Raw genomic sequence first — 18,012 nt, 5'->3', positions numbered from 1 at the left:
GTTTCAATCCACGCGCCCGCACGGGGCGCGACAGGCCGATGGCTACGATGCCGAGGGCCTGGACGAGTTTCAATCCACGCGCCCGCACGGGGCGCGACGAGCGGTGCACCATGACGGACCCGGGTGTGGTGATGTTTCAATCCACGCGCCCGCACGGGGCGCGACGATCCCTTCGCCCCGGCCCCCCAGACCGCGGCGTTTCAATCCACGCGCCCGCACGGGGCGCGACGCACACCCGCCACCAGGAGCATGCCGCCGTAGTAGCCGTTTCAATCCACGCGCCCGCACGGGGCGCGACCGGATCGCTTCTACCAAGGCATGCGCGCACTGGTGTTTCAATCCACGCGCCCGCACGGGGCGCGACAGGCCGATGGCTACGATGCCGAGGGCCTGGACGAGTTTCAATCCACGCGCCCGCACGGGGCGCGACGAGCGGTGCACCATGACGGACCCGGGTGTGGTGATGTTTCAATCCACGCGCCCGCACGGGGCGCGACGATCCCTTCGCCCCGGCCCCCCAGACCGCGGCGTTTCAATCCACGCGCCCGCACGGGGCGCGACGCGCGGGTGAAGGCGGTGTAGGCAGCGAGCGAGCTGTTTCAATCCACGCGCCCGCACGGGGCGCGACGCACCAGCATGTCGGAGCGGTCGCTGCGCGTGAGTTTCAATCCACGCGCCCGCACGGGGCGCGACATTCAGTTGGGTAGGCCACCAGCACTTCGAAGTTGCTGTTTCAATCCACGCGCCCGCACGGGGCGCGACGTGGGGCGTTGCGTCGTGCTGCGGCTCGGCGATGCGGTTTCAATCCACGCGCCCGCACGGGGCGCGACCCACGAATCCAAGCGCCCCCACGGTGGCCAGGTAGTTTCAATCCACGCGCCCGCACGGGGCGCGACGTGCAGAGGCCGAGCAAGCGAGGGAGCCGTCATGTTTCAATCCACGCGCCCGCACGGGGCGCGACTTCCAAAGTCCTGCTCGCAACCATGCCGCCAGCAGTTTCAATCCACGCGCCCGCACGGGGCGCGACCGACACCATCGCCAGCGGCGCCCGCCGGTTGCTGTTTCAATCCACGCGCCCGCACGGGGCGCGACCGAGGGCCAAGACGGCGCCCACGGGCAGCATGGCGTTTCAATCCACGCGCCCGCACGGGGCGCGACGGCCACGCAACCCGCGCATGCGCAGGACAGCTATCGGGTTTCAATCCACGCGCCCGCACGGGGCGCGACCTATTTGTGGGAAGCAGCCTACGAGGAAGGCGTGTTTCAATCCACGCGCCCGCACGGGGCGCGACTGTGGTCGGCGCAGGAGTGGGACGTCTTCGGGGCGTTTCAATCCACGCGCCCGCACGGGGCGCGACCACCAAGCCGGCATCGATGGCCTGCTGACCCATGTTTCAATCCACGCGCCCGCACGGGGCGCGACCAGCGACTGTCGGCGCATCCGTCATCGTTTAAGGTTTCAATCCACGCGCCCGCACGGGGCGCGACCAGTCCATGCCGGGGTAGCCGCTAGCCGCGATGTAGTTTCAATCCACGCGCCCGCACGGGGCGCGACGCCCTCAACAAGACACTTGAAAGGCTGTTTTCATGTTTCAATCCACGCGCCCGCACGGGGCGCGACCAGTTCGGAACCCCGGAGGCTACACGTTTGGTTGTTTCAATCCACGCGCCCGCACGGGGCGCGACCGCGTGACTTGGGCGCCTTCGATTCGCTGGAATGGTTTCAATCCACGCGCCCGCACGGGGCGCGACCGGCTGTGATGGCGCGCGGCTGTGCCAGGCAACGTTTCAATCCACGCGCCCGCACGGGGCGCGACTCGGGTAGATGTTGCGGTGCCGGCGCGGCTGGGTGTTTCAATCCACGCGCCCGCACGGGGCGCGACCTATGGTTCGTTCAGCAACCGAGGACCGAACCATGTTTCAATCCACGCGCCCGCACGGGGCGCGACCCGTGAGCGCTACAAGTTCTTCGAGGTCGCCGAGTTTCAATCCACGCGCCCGCACGGGGCGCGACCCATGACCGGCGCAGCGATGCCGAGGACCACATCGTTTCAATCCACGCGCCCGCACGGGGCGCGACCTGGATCAGGGTGGAGAAGTCGATGACGGTGGAGTTTCAATCCACGCGCCCGCACGGGGCGCGACACGGCGGCGGGGTCCACCTCGAACACGTCGCTCACGTTTCAATCCACGCGCCCGCACGGGGCGCGACGTCAGGCGGTAGGTGTACTCGGCCGAGTAGGTCTCGTTTCAATCCACGCGCCCGCACGGGGCGCGACAATGGTTGCGCGCTGGCAGATGGAGGCTCGCATGTTTCAATCCACGCGCCCGCACGGGGCGCGACGCCAGGCCCGCGCCACCCGCGCCCGCTTCGCGCAGTTTCAATCCACGCGCCCGCACGGGGCGCGACCTGGTCGGCGCTCAGGGTTTCCCATCCCTGTTTGTTTCAATCCACGCGCCCGCACGGGGCGCGACATCGAGTAACCGAACCGGTCGGCAAGCAACGCGTAGTTTCAATCCACGCGCCCGCACGGGGCGCGACCGCGGCAGAGGCCCCGGCATTCGACGCCGTAGGCGTTTCAATCCACGCGCCCGCACGGGGCGCGACCAGTAACAAGCATGGGAATGGCCATGCACCTAAGGTTTCAATCCACGCGCCCGCACGGGGCGCGACTGGGCGCTTGAGCAATCGTGCCGCTGAAGCTAGCGTTTCAATCCACGCGCCCGCACGGGGCGCGACCTGCGCAGCCACCTGTACCGGCCCCCCCTCACGCAGTTTCAATCCACGCGCCCGCACGGGGCGCGACGCGGCCTACCTGGACAAGGGCGTGCAGCTCAAGTTTCAATCCACGCGCCCGCACGGGGCGCGACGCGCACGCCCCGGTGGTAGATCACGATGCGCTCGTTTCAATCCACGCGCCCGCACGGGGCGCGACGCTGGTGTTCGCCCTGGGCCTGCAGAGCCAGCTGGTGTTTCAATCCACGCGCCCGCACGGGGCGCGACGTTGTTGTCCTGGTCACGGAACAGGGCGGTGTCCATGTTTCAATCCACGCGCCCGCACGGGGCGCGACCCTCAAACGTGGCCTTGGAAAGATCGTTCTTCGTGTTTCAATCCACGCGCCCGCACGGGGCGCGACACGGCGGCTGAGGTTCTGGCCGGCATCATCACGGTGTTTCAATCCACGCGCCCGCACGGGGCGCGACACCGTCACCGGGGAATCCGCCTGCGCATCGCCGGTTTCAATCCACGCGCCCGCACGGGGCGCGACTCAGTCTTGGTCTGGCATTCCGCCTGCAAGCAAAGTTTCAATCCACGCGCCCGCACGGGGCGCGACGTTCTTAGCCGCGTCTTTGGCCTGAGCGAACTGTGTGTTTCAATCCACGCGCCCGCACGGGGCGCGACGCTCCCACTTGTCGCAGGAATGCCGCGCCGGGATGTTTCAATCCACGCGCCCGCACGGGGCGCGACCTGAGGGATTTTCCGTCTCTAAATTTCTGTTCGGGTTTCAATCCACGCGCCCGCACGGGGCGCGACGTGGTCTTCTCATCTACTACCCACACAGCACCAGTTTCAATCCACGCGCCCGCACGGGGCGCGACACGACGCATCAGCTCGTTCGCCAGCACATACTGGTTTCAATCCACGCGCCCGCACGGGGCGCGACTAGGTCCATCGGCTCGACTATAGGGATTAAGACTGGGTTTCAATCCACGCGCCCGCACGGGGCGCGACTAGTCTTGGGTTGTAGATATCCGCGTGTATTGGATTGTTTCAATCCACGCGCCCGCACGGGGCGCGACGAAGAGGAAGGAGAAAGAAGAAGAGAAGTAAGAGTAGTTTCAATCCACGCGCCCGCACGGGGCGCGACATGTCGAATCGGGCAGTCATCTCGGCCAGCCACGTTTCAATCCACGCGCCCGCACGGGGCGCGACCGCACGTTTATAACTCCGTGTGCCACAAGCAAAAAATGCCTGATTTCAGCGAACCGGAGACGGAGCACTGACCACAACGCGGGAGAGTTTCCGCTTGAGTCAATAAATCAATACAAATCAATGGGTTGGAGTTCTGCGAACCGCAAAGGCAACGGCCGATCGCTTGAGTTTCGCAAGATCAGAAGATCAGCGGGCCGTTCATATCGACAGCCGGTTTGGCGCCTATATGTTCCACTTTGGACTGCCAGTTCTTGCCAAGGTGGTAGAACCGCAAGCTGTCGGTCGCCGGGTTGATCAGTTGGTCAAGGCGTGCCCGCAGCAGCGTCCACTGCGCGGGGTCGACCTCAATCTCGAACACTGAGAACTGCACTCGCTGGCCATGGTCCTGGCAGGCCTTGGCAACTTGGCGTAGCCGGCGTGCACCGGCCTTGTCCATGGTGCTCACATCGTAGCTGACCAGCACCATCATGGCGGCGACCTCATTTCCACAGAAACGGCGGGTAGGCGTCCAGGTCGCCGCGCAGATGGCGTGCGAGCAGTTGCGCCTGGATGAAAGGAAACAGGCCGATCGGCGCCTTTTCCTCCAGGAACGCGTGGCGTAACTCCTCGCGCTTGCGCTCCTGGTAAGCGGTCAGAACGGTTTTGCGCGAATCCTCTCGCAGCAGGACCGCCCCGCCTTCCATGACCTGAAAATCGCGCTCATTCAACTGCTTGCGGTTGATGAGCGACAACGCCAGGCGATCAGCGAGCAGTGGCCGGAACTCCTCCAGCAGGTCCAGTGCCAGGCTCGGTCGTCCCGGTCGATCGCGGTGCAGAAAGCCGACGGCGGGGTCCAGGCCCACTCCTTCCAGGGCCGAACGGCAGTCGTGCGTGACCAGGGTGTAGAGGAAGGACAGCAGCGCGTTGACTGCATCTCGCGGCGGCCGGCGGCTGCGGCCGCCAAAGCGAAGCGCTGGCTCGTCGACTCGGATCAGATGGTCGAACACGCCGAAATACGATTGCGCCGCCTCGCCTTCCAGCCCGCGCAGCAGATCAACCGATGTCTCCTGAGGCAGTTTGTCGGCGATGCGCTCCAACCGATGGTGGGCCTGTGTCAATGCCTTTGCTTCGTCTTCCTTCAGTTTCTCTGCGTGGTCGCGCAAAGCACGCCCCAGCACGACGCGCTGGTTGTACAGCTTGCCCTGCAACAGGTTCCGCACGATGGCGGCGCATCGCGCGGCGTCGTCGCTGCAGCGGTACTGCTGTCGCCGCAACAGCACGTTGCCTGACACGGGCCCTTCCACGCGCGCCAGGAATTTTCCGTTGGGTGTCAGAAAGCTCACGGTGATGCCCTGCTCCGCGCAGTAGCCTAGCAAGGGTGGGGAAGCCATCACACGGCCGAAGCACACCAAACTTTCCAGCATGTGTACCGGCAGCCGTGCGCGGATTTCGCCATCCACCTCCATGACGATGTTGGCGCCATCCTTGCGAAGCCAGGCACCATCGGTGGTCACATACAGTGTGTTGAGCTGGCGGCGCACGTCAGTCTTCCTTCAATTGTCGAGCCAACCATGCATCGACTGTCCCGCGTCGGCCAAGCAGACGGGGCTGACAAAGGTCGAGTAGCGAGCACCCGTCGCAGCGACGGGGCTGGTAGTCGGCCGTGGGTGTGGTGCCTGCGCTCAGCATGGCGCGCACTGCCGTCACGGTGTTGAACGTCAGCTGGCGCAACTCGTCATCGAATGCCACATCCGTTCGGCGCCGTGCTTCGCCGTAGAAGAGCGCGCCGGCAGGGATGGACTTCCCGGTCATCGCCTCCAGGCACAGCGCCTGTGCGCAGAGCTGCACCTCGTCCGCCCGATGCGCCTTGGGCCGGCCCCGCTTGTACTCCACCGGAACGATGCGTTCGCCCTCGGGCGTCTGATGAAACTCCACCACGTCGGCTACGCCGGCGATGCCCAAGGCCTGATGGGCCAGTGGCATCGCCGTTACCGCCCGTACGCCTCGCCGCCGCTCGGAGCGCGGCTGGTCTGCCCGTTCGTGCAGCAGGCGCCCCTCGGCCGTGCGCACGTTCTCGGCCCAGAGCTGCTCGACGTGGATCAGGGCGCACTGACGCGGGCAATAAAGGTAGTGCTGTAGCGCCGAAAGGGCGATGAAGTGATCGTCTTCCATGCGGTCGGCACGGCGTGCGTTGAGGCTGCGTCGGTCAGAGCATTTCGTGCACGGTCACTCCGGCGGGAATGGTGGCGTGGTCGACGGCAACCCGGTAGTCCGCAAAGCCGCGCGGAGCCTGGGCGGCGTCGGCCTGCGCAGGGCTGACCTTGACCGCGTCGAACAAGAGGTGCGCTGGCGCATTGCCCATCGCGCTGTCGTGCTTGAACACGATGAGCTTGCGGGCCGACATCTCGCCCCGCGCGGCCGAGCGGTCATGCTCGAACATGTTGATCAGCGCGCGCCAGAGCAGTTCCAGGTCGTCGTTCGAAAAGCCCGTGCGTTCTGCCAGCTTGGCGGAGACGAAGCCATGGGCGCGGTACAGGCCATAGGGAATGATGTGCTTGCGGCCCATGGTGCGGTTGTCGCCGCTTTGCGCCTCGGCTTCTTTTTCCGTCGTCACCGCCATGCGGGTGATCGAGATTTCCAGCGGCACCACGGGGTCGATGGAGGTAGCGAAGGCCATTTGCACCGGCCCACGCACCTGGCCCGCGTTTACCCCCGTGGTCATCACGGCGCCGAAGGTGCGCACGTCGAAAAAGTTATTGCACATCCAACTTGTGATCGCCCGCGCCTTTTCTTCTTCCTTGGGCAGCTTCTTGTCTTCGGGCTTAAGCGAGTTCGCGTCGTATGCCTTGCGATGCTGGTTGTTGAGAACGGCCTTTTCCTGCATGTAGATCGCATAGCTAGAAGCGTCTTCTTTGTCCAAGCTCACGAAGTTTCGTATCTTGCGCTTGAGGCACACGTCCGTGACCAGCCCGCGGTTGGTTTCTGGGTCCAGGCGCGGCAGGTTGCCTGCGTCGGGGTCGCCATTGGGGTTGCCGTTGGTGATGTCGAACAGGTAGACGAACTCGTAGCGGTGGGCGATGGCGGTCATGCGGTGGCTCCCTCGGGGGTGTCGGCGGTGGAATCGGTGTCGTCGTCGGATGCGTCGGTCTTGGCGAAGCGGCTTTGCGACTGGTGGTAGTAGCCGATGGCGAAGCGGCCCTGGTCCTCGATGCGCAGGCTGCGCGGGAAGCTGTCGGACAGGCCCTCCACGATCTCTCGGATGTCCTTTTCCAGCATCACGGCCAGGCCCGGCTTCTCCTTGCGCAGCTTGCCCAGGTGGTTCTGCGTGTTGCGCAGCAGCACCGGGAATACAGATGCTGGCGTAGCCGATGCCGCGCCGTAATAGCGGTCACGGATGGTTGCATTGACCTGTCCGCCCAAGGCGCTGCGCTGTGCGGCCTCCAGCACAGCGAACAGGCGACCCAGCCGATAGCCGGGATGCGCGGATTGCTTGTCAAGACTCACGGGTACCTCCTCGTTTTGGATGTTGATGCCCAGGCGCCGCTCCCGCGCCAGGATGCCCTTGCAGATCGCCGCGCGCAGGCCCGAAAGATTGCCGTCCGTGCGGATGCGCATGAGGGTGTTGGCCAGCAGGCTGCGCGGGTAGGGCGCGCCGCTCAGCACCGCACGCATGAATTCGCCCACCAGGTTGTTGAAGGCGTCGTCCATCTTCGGCGCGGTACGTTCGCGGTTGGGCACCGTGGCCAGTACCACTCGGCGCGCGGCGGGCGCAGTTCTCCATGGCAAGGGCTCGATGCGGAAGTCGCGTTCGTGTTGGGCCAGACGTTGTGCAAACAGCCCCAGGGTTCCGGTTTCCCAGAAGCGGATGGAGATACGCGAGGCGTTGGGCGCCAGCCCGAGCACGAACATGCGTGTGCTGTCTTGCAGCTTCGGGCTCAGTTCGCTCAAGGGGCGGCCCTTGGCCACTTGATCCAGCACGTCGCGCACACGTGCGGCTTCCTGAGAATCATCGGGCGGGGCATTGAGCAGAAGCTCGAAAGTCAATTCGGCTTCTTGCGCCTGCTCCGCATCCACCGCTTCGGCCCAGAACACCACGCTCGCATCGCCGATCTGGATGCGCTGGCGGTTGTGCTCGCTGCGACGCAGAAGGTGGTTGAGCACGGTGGTGTAGGCGAACGCTGCCTGCTCCGACACGGGGGCGTTTTCGCCCTGAACCTTGCCGTAGGAGGCGAACGATTCGAGGTTGAACGACACGATGGAGGCGCCTGAGCTTTGCGCACCGGTTACGCCCTTGATGGCCGGGTGCAATCGCGCCATGGGCGTGCGATCGCCGGTGACGAGGCAGTCGGCCAACAGGGTGGATTCATCTTCGCCGCCCAGCAACTGGGCGCGCACGCGCTGCGCCGCTGGTCGTTCGTGCAGGTAATGCGTTTCGCCATCCAGGCGGAAGACGACATTCGCATCCAGCATTTCTTGCTTGAAGGGGGCTGACGCAAAGCGCTCCGGCGTCCAGGCCGCCAGAAAGGCCAGCAGGGCCTTCAGGCCCGCATCAGTGGTGCCGGTCAAGCAGTGCTGATGCAAGGCCTTGAAGGCCTCATGCTCCTTGTCGGCGCGCTTGCTGCTGGCGCTAACGCCGAGCACGTAGCTGGTCTTGTCCCAGAGGAAATTGGACTTGATTCCTACTGTGCGCTTCTCGGGTTGCGGCACGTTCATCACGCGCGGCGTGGGCTTCTTGCCAGAGGTGTCGCGGATGTCGTTCACATCCACCACCCGGCCATCGGGCGCCAGCAGGATTTCGTAGCTGATCTTCTCGGGGCTGTAACCAAAGGGCGAGAGCCCTTCCTCGCCCCGTTCCAGAAGGCGCTGGTAGTAGCTGTTAAGTGCCTGGAGGATCATGCCTTGACCTCCTCGCTGTGCCAAGGTGGCACCTCGATCACGCCGCTGGCCATCCGGGCGCGGAAGAAGCGCGGCGTCATGTTCTTTTCGAAGTCGATGTCGTGCAGCATCCAGCCCAGGTCACGCAGGTCCAAAAGGCTGTCGTGCTTATCGGGGAGGGCCTCACCGTCCTCCAGCAACTGGAAGTTCGCCGGGAATTCGCGCACGCCCATGCAAGGCATCTGGAAGCACTGTCCCTTGCGAGCGCGGCGGTTGAAGATGTCCAGGTGCTTGCCGATCGAATCGTCCGGACCAGCCTTGGGCGTGAGGTCGAAGTGCGCCTCGATCACATAGGCCACGTCGCGCAGGATGGTGGCGGCGCGCTGCTGCCGGTCTTCGTCGACGTAGTTCGCGAGCCCCGCTGTCGAGTTGGCCTTCATGGCCTTGGCGACGCTGGCCGGCGAGAGCTTGCCGCCGACCTCGTTGCGGCGGACGGACTCGAAGCGAATCGGCTTGAGAACATGAATGCGGTCCACATGCCAGCGGATGGCTGGTTTCCAGTGGATTGCCTCGAGGATGCCGCGCGCGGCGGAAGGGGTGATGACGTCGTAGGAGACGCGCTCCACTTTCATCTCGGGGCGCGTGAAGCAGGCGCGTTCGCCCCACACCGAGATACGGACTCCGAATGTCATTGTCTATTTCTCCCTATCTTTTATGTTGTTCTCGGATGCCGGAGCCTTTTGCCGAAATGCAGGCCATCGGTTGTAACCGATGGACGGGTCATTCGACCGCCAAGCCGTGATCAATTCCACTTCTTTTCGACTGACTTCTTTGGGGGTGGCGTCCTCAGACTCCCAGAGAATTGTTCTCCGGATGCTGAAGTCCTGGCGTTGTGCATCGTCAAAATCCAGCGAGATCAACCGGCTGTCCGCGCTACCGAAGTAGTTGATGCTGTTGGTCAGATCCTTGCCGATATAGATCTTGCCGTTGGGGTACGTGATCATGTAGATGACCTTCTTCATGGCTGTTCCCGCCGCGCTCCTACCATGTCAGACGCTCAGAATGAACAAAACTCGGGTTGTCCCAGTGCAGCCCAAGCCGACTGTCATACAAGTCGATGTGCATCAGTTCCATGAACTGCTCCCCCCACTTCTCCGGCGCCACTGGCTGAACGGCGCCTGCACTGCGTAGTGCACCAAAACCCTGACGTGGCAGTTGCACCAGATAGGGTTGCAGGCGGCGAGCGATGCCAACGCTGCCCTCAGCGTAGCGCAGCTCTTCCAGGGCTTTGCGGGCAGTATCGTCATACGGCACGATTACCGGCATCTGCATACTGTCGATCATGCGAAACTTCGTGGCCAGGGTTTCCATGGGCAGGCTGTCCTGGCGGCTGTCCTTGAGCAGGCCCATCAGGTTTGGCACGTCGAGCTGCTGGCGGCCCTTTTGCCAGTACAGCAACCCGAAATAGCGGCGGATGGCTTCGGGCGACAGCGGGTCACCATTGAACTGGCGCAGCACTTCGCGTGCGGCCTGGGCGTATTGCTTGAGTTCGGGCGGCGGTGCCCAGTCCTCGTTCTCAGTGGCGAATACCAGTACTTCGCTGGAATCGACGGGCCATTCGGCATTTCGATTGCAGCGTCCCGCAGCTTGTGCGATGGAGTCCAGACCGGCCTCGGCCCGTAAAACGGCAGGCAGGCTGATGTCGACGCCTGCCTCGATCAAACTCGTGCTGACGAGTCGGCATGGCTTCCTGTCCAGAAGCATCTGCCTCACCTCGGTCAGAACCTCGCTGCGATGCTTGGCGCACATCAATGTTGTCAGATGCCGCGCGCCGGGCAAGTCGGCCATGGCCTGGTACACCGCGCGGGCGTGGCGCCGGTTGTTGACGATGCACAGCACCTGTTCGCGCGAGCGCATTTCGGTAGCCAGAGCCTCGTCGCTCAAGGTGCCCGCGTGCCGTATGCGCACCCGTTCGAGTTGCTTGAAGAGCTGAGACGGTTCGGGCGCAAGTTCGCGCACGCCCGTTAGTCCGCCCTCGAAGGCGGGCGCCTCCAGCGCAGGCTGCGTGGCCGTGCATAGCACCACGCTGGCGCGGTAGTTGCGGGCCAGCTCGTCGATGCTGGCCACACAGGGGCGCAACAGCTTGAGCGGCATGGTCTGCGCCTCGTCCAGGATCACCACGCTGCCCGCGATGTTGTGCAGCTTGCGGCACAGTGAGGGCTTGGCCGCGAACAGGCTTTCGAAGAACTGCACGGCGGTGGTGACGACGATGGGCGCGTCCCAGTTCTCCATGGCCAGCCGCAGCTTCTGTACCGACTGGTATTTCTCCGGGTCGTCGCGCGGGGGCGGTTGCTCCACGAAGGCGCTGTGGTGCTCCAGCACGGCGGCGTCGCCCAGCGGCCCCAGCGCGCGGCGGAACACGGCCGCGTTCTGCTCGACGATGCTGGTGAAAGGGATCACGAAGATCACGCGCCGCAGACCGTGGTGGATGGCGTGGTCGAGCGCGAAGGCCAGCGATGCAAGCGTCTTGCCGCCACCCGTGGGTACCGTAAGCGAGAACAGGCCAGGCGCATGATCAGCTTGGCTGCGCACATGGCGCAGGATGTCGGCGCGCAGGCGGTTCACATCGCTGTCGGAGCTGAAACCGCCGAGGTGGCGGTCGAGTTGCTCACGCATCATGGATAGGCTGGGCGCCGGCACGCTGGCATTGCGGTGATCCGGACGGTTTCCGACCGCGTTGTAAAAACGCTCCGTGTCCAGAAAATCCGCATCCACCAAGCAAGAGAACAGCATGCGGGTCAGGAAAGCCAGTTGGAAGGGCTGGCGATCCTTGGCCTGTTGGCGATCCTGGCTATAGAGCCTGAAATCCTTGGGGGGTGCGAGCCGTTCGGGCAGTGCGATGTCGCTTTCCCATGCGGCCTGGAGGTCGGGTAGCTCCGCGACCAGCCGCTCATTCAACGGCGTGCGCTCACCTTCACCTTGCCCATTGGCCAAGCCTGCATGGTGGCCTGCGATGCCGTAGGCCAATAGTTCGCCCATGGGACCCAGGCGCTCATGGGCGATGCGCGCACCCCAGGTCGAATGGTCAACCCGGTGTGGATCACCATTCAGCCTGGCTTGAAAGGAGAGGGTGTACTTGCCCAAGTCGTGCAGCAGGCCGGCGGTGCGGGCCAACGGCGCGGCATTGAAGACGGCGGCGCATGCTGCGGCGATGTCGCCGACAGCATGCAGGTGGTCGGGCAGGCGCTGCCAGTCGCTGCGGTCCTGGCGCTCGGTCGAATGCGCGTAGTAAATGCTCGCGGCCGATGCTGGCGGCGCAGCGGTGTCCAACTGCATGTGCTTGCACCTTCATTATTTTTTTGAAGGCCCTCCCCTGTGAGAGCAGCTTAGATTGCAGTTGGTTACATGTCAATGGAATGGGTCGAGTGCCTCAATACGGGTTGGCGTAGCCCAGGGCGCCCATCAGCAGCACTTCCAGGGCCTCCATCTCGAGCGCGTCGCGTTCGTTGGTCTCGTGGTCGTAGCCCTGGGCGTGCAGGGTGCCGTGCACCAGCAGGTGGGCGTAGTGCGCCTCTAGCGACTTGCCCTGCTCGCGTGCCTCGCGCTCGACCACCGGGGCGCACAGCACCAGGTCGGCCGCGACCACGGGCTCGCGCGCGTAGTCGAAGGTCAGCACGTTGGTCGCGTAGTCCTTGTGCCGGTAGGCGCGGTTGAGCGCCCGGCCTTCCTCGGCGTCGACGATGCGCACCGTGATCTCGGCGTCGCTCCTGAGCGCGTGGCGTATCCAGCGCGCGACCTTGTGGCGGGGCAGGGCGGCGCGGTGGCGCGCCGCGTCATCGAGCGCGCCGAACTGTAGCGAGAGCTGCAGCTGATGGAGTTCCATGGGCAGGTCCCGGCTCAGTCGGCGCTCTTGCGCGCGGCGCTGGCGCGTCCGCGCGCGTCGTAGGCGTCGACGATGCGCGCCACCAGCGGGTGGCGCACCACGTCGGCGCTGGTGAAATGGCTGATGGCGATGCCCTTCACGCGCCTGAGCACGCGCTCGGCGTCGATCAGGCCGCTCGGATTGCCCTTGGGCAGGTCGATCTGGCTCACGTCGCCGGTCACCACGCACTTGGCGCCGAAGCCGATGCGGGTGAGGAACATCTTCATCTGCTCGGGCGTGGTGTTCTGCGCCTCGTCCAGGATCACGAAGGCGTTGTTCAGCGTGCGCCCGCGCATGAAGGCCAGCGGCGCGATCTCGAGCGCGTTGCGCTCGAAGGCCTTCTGCACGCGGTCGAAGCCCATCAGCTCGTACAGCGCGTCGTAGAGCGGGCGCAGGTAGGGGTCGACCTTCTGCGTGAGGTCGCCGGGCAGGAAGCCCAGGCGCTCGCCGGCCTCCACCGCCGGGCGCGTCAGCACGATGCGCTGCACGCTGCTGCGCTCCAGCGCGTCGACCGCGCAGGCCACGGCCAGGTAGGTCTTGCCGGTGCCGGCCGGGCCGATGCCGAAGGTGATGTCGTGGTGCGCGATGTTGTCCAGGTAGAGCGACTGGTTGGGCGTGCGCGCGCGCAGGTCGGCGCGGCGCGTGTGCAGCACCATGCGGCCCTCCTCGTCCTCGCTGATCGAGGCGTCGCCGGCCAGCATGAGCTGCACCGTCTCGGCCTTGATCGGACGCTCGGCCATCTCGTACAGCGCCTGCAGCACCTCCATGGCGCGCGTGGCCGCTGCCTTGGGGCCGTCGACCTTGAACTGCTCGTGGCGGTGCGCGATGCCGACCTGCAGCGCGACCTCGATGCTGCGCAGGTGCTCGTCGGTGGGGCCGCACAGGTGCGACAGCCGCAGGTTGTTGTGGGGGGTGAAGTTGTGTCTGAGAATCAAGCTGATAATTCCGTCGCGCGGTTTCAAAGTGAAACCGCATCCCCCAATGATAGGCACACAGAGAGACTGTTCCCCATGATCGGACGACTGCAGGGCATCCTGGCCGAGAAGAACCCGCCGCAGGTGCTGCTGGACTGCCATGGCGTGGGCTACGAGGTCGACGTGCCCATGAGCACCTTCTACAACCTGCCGAACACCGGCGAGCCGGCGACGCTGCTGACCCATTTCGTGGTGCGCGAGGACGCCCAGGTGCTGTTCGGCTTCGGCACGGCGGCCGAGCGCGACGCCTTCCGCCAGCTGATCAAGATCTCGGGCGTGGGCCCGCGCACCGCGCTGTCCGTGCTCTCGGGCATGAGCGTGGCCGAGCTGTCGCAGGCCATCACGGCGCAGCAGGCTGGGCGCCTGGTCAAGGTGCCAGGCATAGGCAAGAAAACCGCCGAGCGCCTGCTGCTCGAGCTCAAGGGCAAGCTCGGCGCCGACCTGGGCGCGCCGGTGACGGCGGCCAGCGACGCCCAGGCCGACATCCTGCAGGCCCTGGTCGCGCTGGGTTACAGCGACAAGGAAGCCGCCGCGGCGCTCAAGGCCCTGCCGGCCGAGGTGGGCGTGAGCGAGGGCATCAAGCTGGCGCTCAAGGCCCTGGCGAAATGATATGACCATCCGTACCGACGATTTCCTGCCCGACCCGCCGCCGCCGCCGCGCGTGGTCTCGGCCGCGCCCGCCTCGCCCAACGAGGAGGCGATCGAGCGCGCCCTGCGCCCCAAGCTGCTGGACGAGTACGTGGGCCAGACCAAGGTGCGCGAGCAGCTCGAGATCTTCATCGGCGCGGCCAGGAAGCGCGAGGAGGCGCTGGACCATGTGCTGCTGTTCGGCCCGCCGGGCCTGGGCAAGACCACGCTCTCGCACATCATCGCGGCCGAGCTCGGCGTGAACCTGCGCCAGACCTCGGGCCCGGTGCTGGAAAAGCCCAAGGACCTGGCGGCGCTCTTGACCAACCTCGAAAAGAACGACGTGCTGTTCATCGACGAGATACACCGCCTCTCGCCGGTGGTCGAGGAAATCCTCTACCCGGCGCTCGAGGACTACCAGATCGACATCATGATCGGCGAGGGGCCGGCCGCACGCAGCATCAAGCTGGACCTGCAGCCCTTCACCCTGGTCGGCGCGACCACGCGCGCCGGCATGCTGACCAACCCGCTGCGCGACCGCTTCGGCATCGTCTCGCGGCTGGAGTTCTACACGCACGAGGAACTGGGGCGCATCGTCACGCGCAGCGCCGGCCTGCTGAAGGCGCCGACCGATCCCGAAGGCGCCTTCGAGATCGCGCGCCGCTCGCGCGGCACGCCGCGCATTGCCAACCGCCTGCTGCGCCGCGTGCGCGACTACGCCGACGTCAAGGGCACGGGCCGCATCACCCAGGCCATCGCCCAGGCGGCCCTGACCATGCTCGACGTCGACCCGGAAGGCTTCGACCTGATGGACCGCAAGCTGCTGGAGGCCGTGATCCACCGCTTCGACGGCGGGCCGGTGGGCCTGGACAACATCGCGGCCAGCATAGGCGAGGAGGCGGGAACGATCGAGGACGTGATCGAGCCCTACCTGATCCAGCAGGGCTACTTGCAGCGCACGCCGCGTGGCCGCATCGCCACGCTGGCGGCCTTCCGCCATCTCGGCGTGACGCCGCCCAGGAACGCAGGCGAACTGTTCGACTGAAGCCTGTCGCTGCGCCTCAGGGCTCGGTCTCGTCCAGCGAGCCGTCCTCGAGGTGCGTGGTGTCGGCCCAGCCGACCAGGGTCAGGCCCTGGGGCGTCCAGAGCAGGCGGTTGACCGCCGTGTTGGCCACCTGCCAGGTGCGCGGCGACTGCAGGTCCTGACCGGTGGCGGTGCGGTAGAGCAGGTCCATCACGCCGCCGTGGGCGACCACCAGGATCTGCTCGCCGGGATGGCGCGTGGCCAGCGACTGCAAGGTCCGGATCACGCGCTCGCGCATCTGCAGCAGCGATTCGCCGCCGGGCGGCGCCCAGCCGGGCTCGCGGCGGCGCCAGCGCCGCGCGTCCTCGGGCCAGGCGGCCTCGATCTCGCCGAAGGTCTTGCCCTCGAACACGCCGAAACCGCGCTCGCGCAGGCCGTCATGCGTGACCGCGCGCTTGCCGAGCGCCTGGCTGACCGACAGGGCCGTGTCCCAGGCGCGCAGCAGGTCGCTGGTGTAGATGGCGTGGATGGGGTCGCGCGTGGCCAGCGAGCGCGCCAGGCGCTGGGCCTGCTGGCGTCCGGTCTCGTTGAGCGGGATGTCGAGCTGGCCCTGGATGCGGGCGTCCACGTTCCAGGCGGTTTCGCCGTGGCGGATGGCGATGATGCGGGTCGCGTCCATGGTTCTCGGCCCTTTCAGCGCGGAATCTCGACGTTGACCCGCCGCACGCCGGCCGGCGGGTGCGGGAAGTCCTTGAGCGCGGCGTCGAACATGGCGCCCAGCACCGGCTCGCTGTCGTGCCAGGGGCCGTCGTGCACCGCGTGGGTCTCGTAGACCACCTGGCCGCTGCGCAGCTCGCGCAGGATCAGGCTGACTTCGCGCTTGTAGGCGGTGGAGGGCGGGTAGCGCATGCCGAAGCCCCAGAACGGCGGGCCGCCGCCGTACATGACGTGGCCGTAACTGCCCGGCCACCAGGGGTCGGCCCAGGGGCTGCCCCAGCGGTCGACCAGGAAGGATTCGACCCGTGCGCCGACCTGCACGCTGAGCTTGGCGCCGGCCTCGTCGCGCACCAGGCCGGCGCGCGCCAGCGCGGCCTCGGCCAGCGCCTCGATACGCGGGTACTGCTTCTGCGTGGCCTGCGAGGGCAGGCGCTCGAAGCGGTAATGGGCTCCGGCCAGGTTGGCGGCGCCGGCCGGCAGGGTGCTGATGGCCTGCACATCCGAGTCGACCAGGCGCACGCTGCCGCACCCCGCGAGCAGGGAGAGCGTGACGAACAGGGCGACGAGCGGTTTCCTCATGGAACTCCGTTGAGCCTGCGGCTCAGAGCTGGATGATCTGCAGCCCGGGCGGGCTGGCGGAGGAGAAGCTTTCTTCGTCGAAGGCCTTGTCGCCGTCCTCGCTGGCAACACCCGTCATTTTCAGACCCTTGAAATCGTGCAGCGTTCCGTCCATCAGGTGAGAGGGAACGATATTTTGTAACGCCGAGAGCATGTTTTCAAGCCGCCCAGGCTGCTTTTTCTCCCACTCGCGCAGCATGGCGCCGACCTGCTTGCGCTGCAGGTTCTCCTGGCTGCCGCACAGCGTGCAGGGAATGATGGGGAACTGCTTGTGCTCGGCCCAGCGGATCAGGTCCTTCTCGGCCACGTAGGCCAGCGGGCGGATCACCATGTGGCGGCCGTCGTCGCTGACCAGCTTGGGCGGCATGCCCTTGAGCTTGCCGCCGAAGAACATGTTGAGGAAGAAGGTCTGCAGCATGTCGTCGCGGTGGTGGCCCAGCGCTATTCTTGTTGCACCGAGCTCGTCGGCCACGCGGTACAGGATGCCGCGGCGCAGCCGGCTGCACAGGCTGCACATGGTCTTGCCCTCGGGGATCTTGTCCTTGACGATGGAATAGGTGTCCTGGTTCTCGATGTGAAAGGGCACGCCGAGCTGTGTCAGGTACTCGGGCAGCACATGCTCGGGAAAGCCCGGCTGCTTCTGGTCCAGGTTGACCGCGATCAGCTCGAAGGGCACGGGCGCGCGCGCCTTGAGCTTGAGCAGGATGTCGAGCAGGCCGTAGCTGTCCTTGCCGCCCGAGAGGCAGACCATGACCTTGTCGCCGGCCTCGACCATGTTGTAGTCGGCGATGGCCTGGCCGACCTGGCGGCACAGGCGTTTCTCGAGCTTGTGCGTCTCACGCTCGATCTTCGGTTCCTTGGTGAGGGGAACCACCTCGTTGTCCATCCATGGGGCGCTCATCGCTGTTCTCTCTTTCCACGCGGGCCGCGGGCCTGCGTCATTCGTCACCTTGGCTCACCACTGGCCGGTCTCGACCCGGATCGCGACCTCGCAGTCGTCGAAGATCTCGAGCTTGGCGATCTTCACCCGCACCCCCACCACGCCGGGCAGCTGCATGAGCCGGTAGGCCAGCTTGCCGATCAGGCTCTCGAGCAGGTTCACATGCTCGGCCGTGCACTCGTCGATGATGATCTTGCGCACCTTGCGGTAGTCCAGCACATGGCCGATGTCGTCGTCGCGCGGCAGCAGGGGCTGGGGGCCGAGGTTGAGCTCGGCGTCGACCTGGATCGGCTGGGGCGCGGTCTTCTCGTGCTCCAGGATGCCCAGGTTGGCGTCGAAGCGCAGGCCGGTCAGCGTGAGGATCTGGGTACCGGGGGTCTTGGACATGGGGGCACGGGTGT

16 protein-coding genes and 1 CRISPR repeat array are annotated in these 18,012 nt (G+C 65.8%); of the genes, 2 read left to right on the top strand and 14 right to left on the bottom strand.

Going from position 1 to position 18,012, the window contains the following annotated elements:
- Positions 1–3,935: direct repeats of the CRISPR family, unit length 32 nt; unit sequence GTTTCAATCCACGCGCCCGCACGGGGCGCGAC.
- A 178-nt stretch (positions 3,936–4,113) separates the two neighbouring features.
- The 10 genes from cas2 to FFS10_RS15630 form a co-directional block, all read right to left on the bottom strand.
- Positions 4,114–4,404: a CRISPR-associated endonuclease Cas2 gene (cas2, locus tag FFS10_RS15675; protein WP_137895409.1), complete on the bottom strand. Its 291-nt coding sequence runs from the start codon at positions 4,402–4,404 to the stop codon at positions 4,114–4,116.
- A 10-nt stretch (positions 4,405–4,414) separates the two neighbouring features.
- On the bottom strand, positions 4,415–5,455 hold the full coding sequence (cas1c, locus tag FFS10_RS15670; RefSeq protein WP_137895408.1) for a type I-C CRISPR-associated endonuclease Cas1c: 1,041 nt from the start codon (positions 5,453–5,455) through the stop codon (positions 4,415–4,417).
- Position 5,456: 1 nt separating this feature from the next.
- Positions 5,457–6,086 carry a CRISPR-associated protein Cas4 gene (cas4, locus tag FFS10_RS15665; RefSeq protein ID WP_137895407.1) on the bottom strand — a complete coding sequence of 210 codons (630 nt, stop codon included), beginning with the start codon at positions 6,084–6,086 and terminating at the stop codon, positions 5,457–5,459.
- A gap of 34 nt (positions 6,087–6,120) precedes the next feature.
- The gene (cas7c, locus tag FFS10_RS15660; protein ID WP_137895406.1) at positions 6,121–7,002 is read right to left on the bottom strand and encodes a type I-C CRISPR-associated protein Cas7/Csd2; all 882 of its coding nucleotides are present in this window, start codon (positions 7,000–7,002) and stop codon (positions 6,121–6,123) included.
- Entirely contained in the window at positions 6,999–8,810 is a 1,812-nt protein-coding gene (gene cas8c / locus FFS10_RS15655) for a type I-C CRISPR-associated protein Cas8c/Csd1 (protein ID WP_137895405.1), read from the bottom strand. The genes cas7c and cas8c overlap by 4 nt, the downstream gene beginning before the upstream one ends.
- Entirely contained in the window at positions 8,807–9,481 is a 675-nt protein-coding gene (gene cas5c / locus FFS10_RS15650) for a type I-C CRISPR-associated protein Cas5c (protein WP_137895404.1), read from the bottom strand. Before cas5c ends, cas8c begins: the two co-directional genes overlap by 4 nt.
- Positions 9,482–9,484: 3 nt before the next feature.
- Positions 9,485–9,811, bottom strand: coding sequence for a GIY-YIG nuclease family protein (locus tag FFS10_RS15645; RefSeq protein WP_137895403.1), 327 nt, complete (start codon positions 9,809–9,811; stop codon positions 9,485–9,487).
- A 19-nt stretch (positions 9,812–9,830) separates the two neighbouring features.
- A complete protein-coding gene (locus tag FFS10_RS15640) occupies positions 9,831–12,125 on the bottom strand; it encodes a CRISPR-associated endonuclease Cas3'' (protein ID WP_137895402.1) in 2,295 nt (764 codons plus the stop codon).
- A gap of 94 nt (positions 12,126–12,219) precedes the next feature.
- Positions 12,220–12,672 carry an rRNA maturation RNase YbeY gene (ybeY, locus tag FFS10_RS15635; RefSeq protein WP_137895401.1) on the bottom strand — a complete coding sequence of 151 codons (453 nt, stop codon included), beginning with the start codon at positions 12,670–12,672 and terminating at the stop codon, positions 12,220–12,222.
- A gap of 14 nt (positions 12,673–12,686) precedes the next feature.
- Positions 12,687–13,646: a PhoH family protein gene (locus FFS10_RS15630; RefSeq protein ID WP_137895400.1), complete on the bottom strand. Its 960-nt coding sequence runs from the start codon at positions 13,644–13,646 to the stop codon at positions 12,687–12,689.
- 75 nt (positions 13,647–13,721) lie between these two features.
- On the opposite strand from FFS10_RS15630, the gene ruvA reads away from it, so the two are divergent.
- Both ruvA and ruvB read left to right on the top strand, forming a co-directional pair.
- Positions 13,722–14,294, top strand: coding sequence for a Holliday junction branch migration protein RuvA (ruvA, locus tag FFS10_RS15625; RefSeq protein ID WP_137895399.1), 573 nt, complete (start codon positions 13,722–13,724; stop codon positions 14,292–14,294).
- A gap of 1 nt (position 14,295) precedes the next feature.
- Positions 14,296–15,357, top strand: coding sequence for a Holliday junction branch migration DNA helicase RuvB (gene ruvB / locus FFS10_RS15620; RefSeq protein WP_137895398.1), 1,062 nt, complete (start codon positions 14,296–14,298; stop codon positions 15,355–15,357).
- A gap of 16 nt (positions 15,358–15,373) precedes the next feature.
- Here ruvB and FFS10_RS15615 read toward each other — a convergent pair whose 3' ends face one another.
- From FFS10_RS15615 to FFS10_RS15600, 4 genes are read right to left on the bottom strand one after another with little or no spacing between them, the layout of a single operon-like run.
- Entirely contained in the window at positions 15,374–16,015 is a 642-nt protein-coding gene (locus tag FFS10_RS15615) for a histidine phosphatase family protein (protein ID WP_137895397.1), read from the bottom strand.
- Between the two features lie 14 nt (positions 16,016–16,029).
- On the bottom strand, positions 16,030–16,632 hold the full coding sequence (locus tag FFS10_RS15610; RefSeq protein WP_137895396.1) for a DUF4136 domain-containing protein: 603 nt from the start codon (positions 16,630–16,632) through the stop codon (positions 16,030–16,032).
- A 22-nt stretch (positions 16,633–16,654) separates the two neighbouring features.
- Positions 16,655–17,572, bottom strand: a complete 918-nt coding sequence (gene ttcA, locus FFS10_RS15605; protein WP_137895395.1) for a tRNA 2-thiocytidine(32) synthetase TtcA — start codon at positions 17,570–17,572, stop codon at positions 16,655–16,657.
- Between the two features lie 54 nt (positions 17,573–17,626).
- The gene (locus FFS10_RS15600) at positions 17,627–17,998 is read right to left on the bottom strand and encodes a dihydroneopterin aldolase (RefSeq protein ID WP_137895394.1); all 372 of its coding nucleotides are present in this window, start codon (positions 17,996–17,998) and stop codon (positions 17,627–17,629) included.
- Between the last annotated feature and the right edge of the window lie 14 nt (positions 17,999–18,012).

Origin of the sequence: Ramlibacter sp. 2FC (assembly GCF_005503345.1) — a bacterium.
Lineage (GTDB): Bacteria > Pseudomonadota > Gammaproteobacteria > Burkholderiales > Burkholderiaceae_C > SCMQ01.
This window is presented reverse-complemented; position numbering and strand designations above follow the sequence as displayed.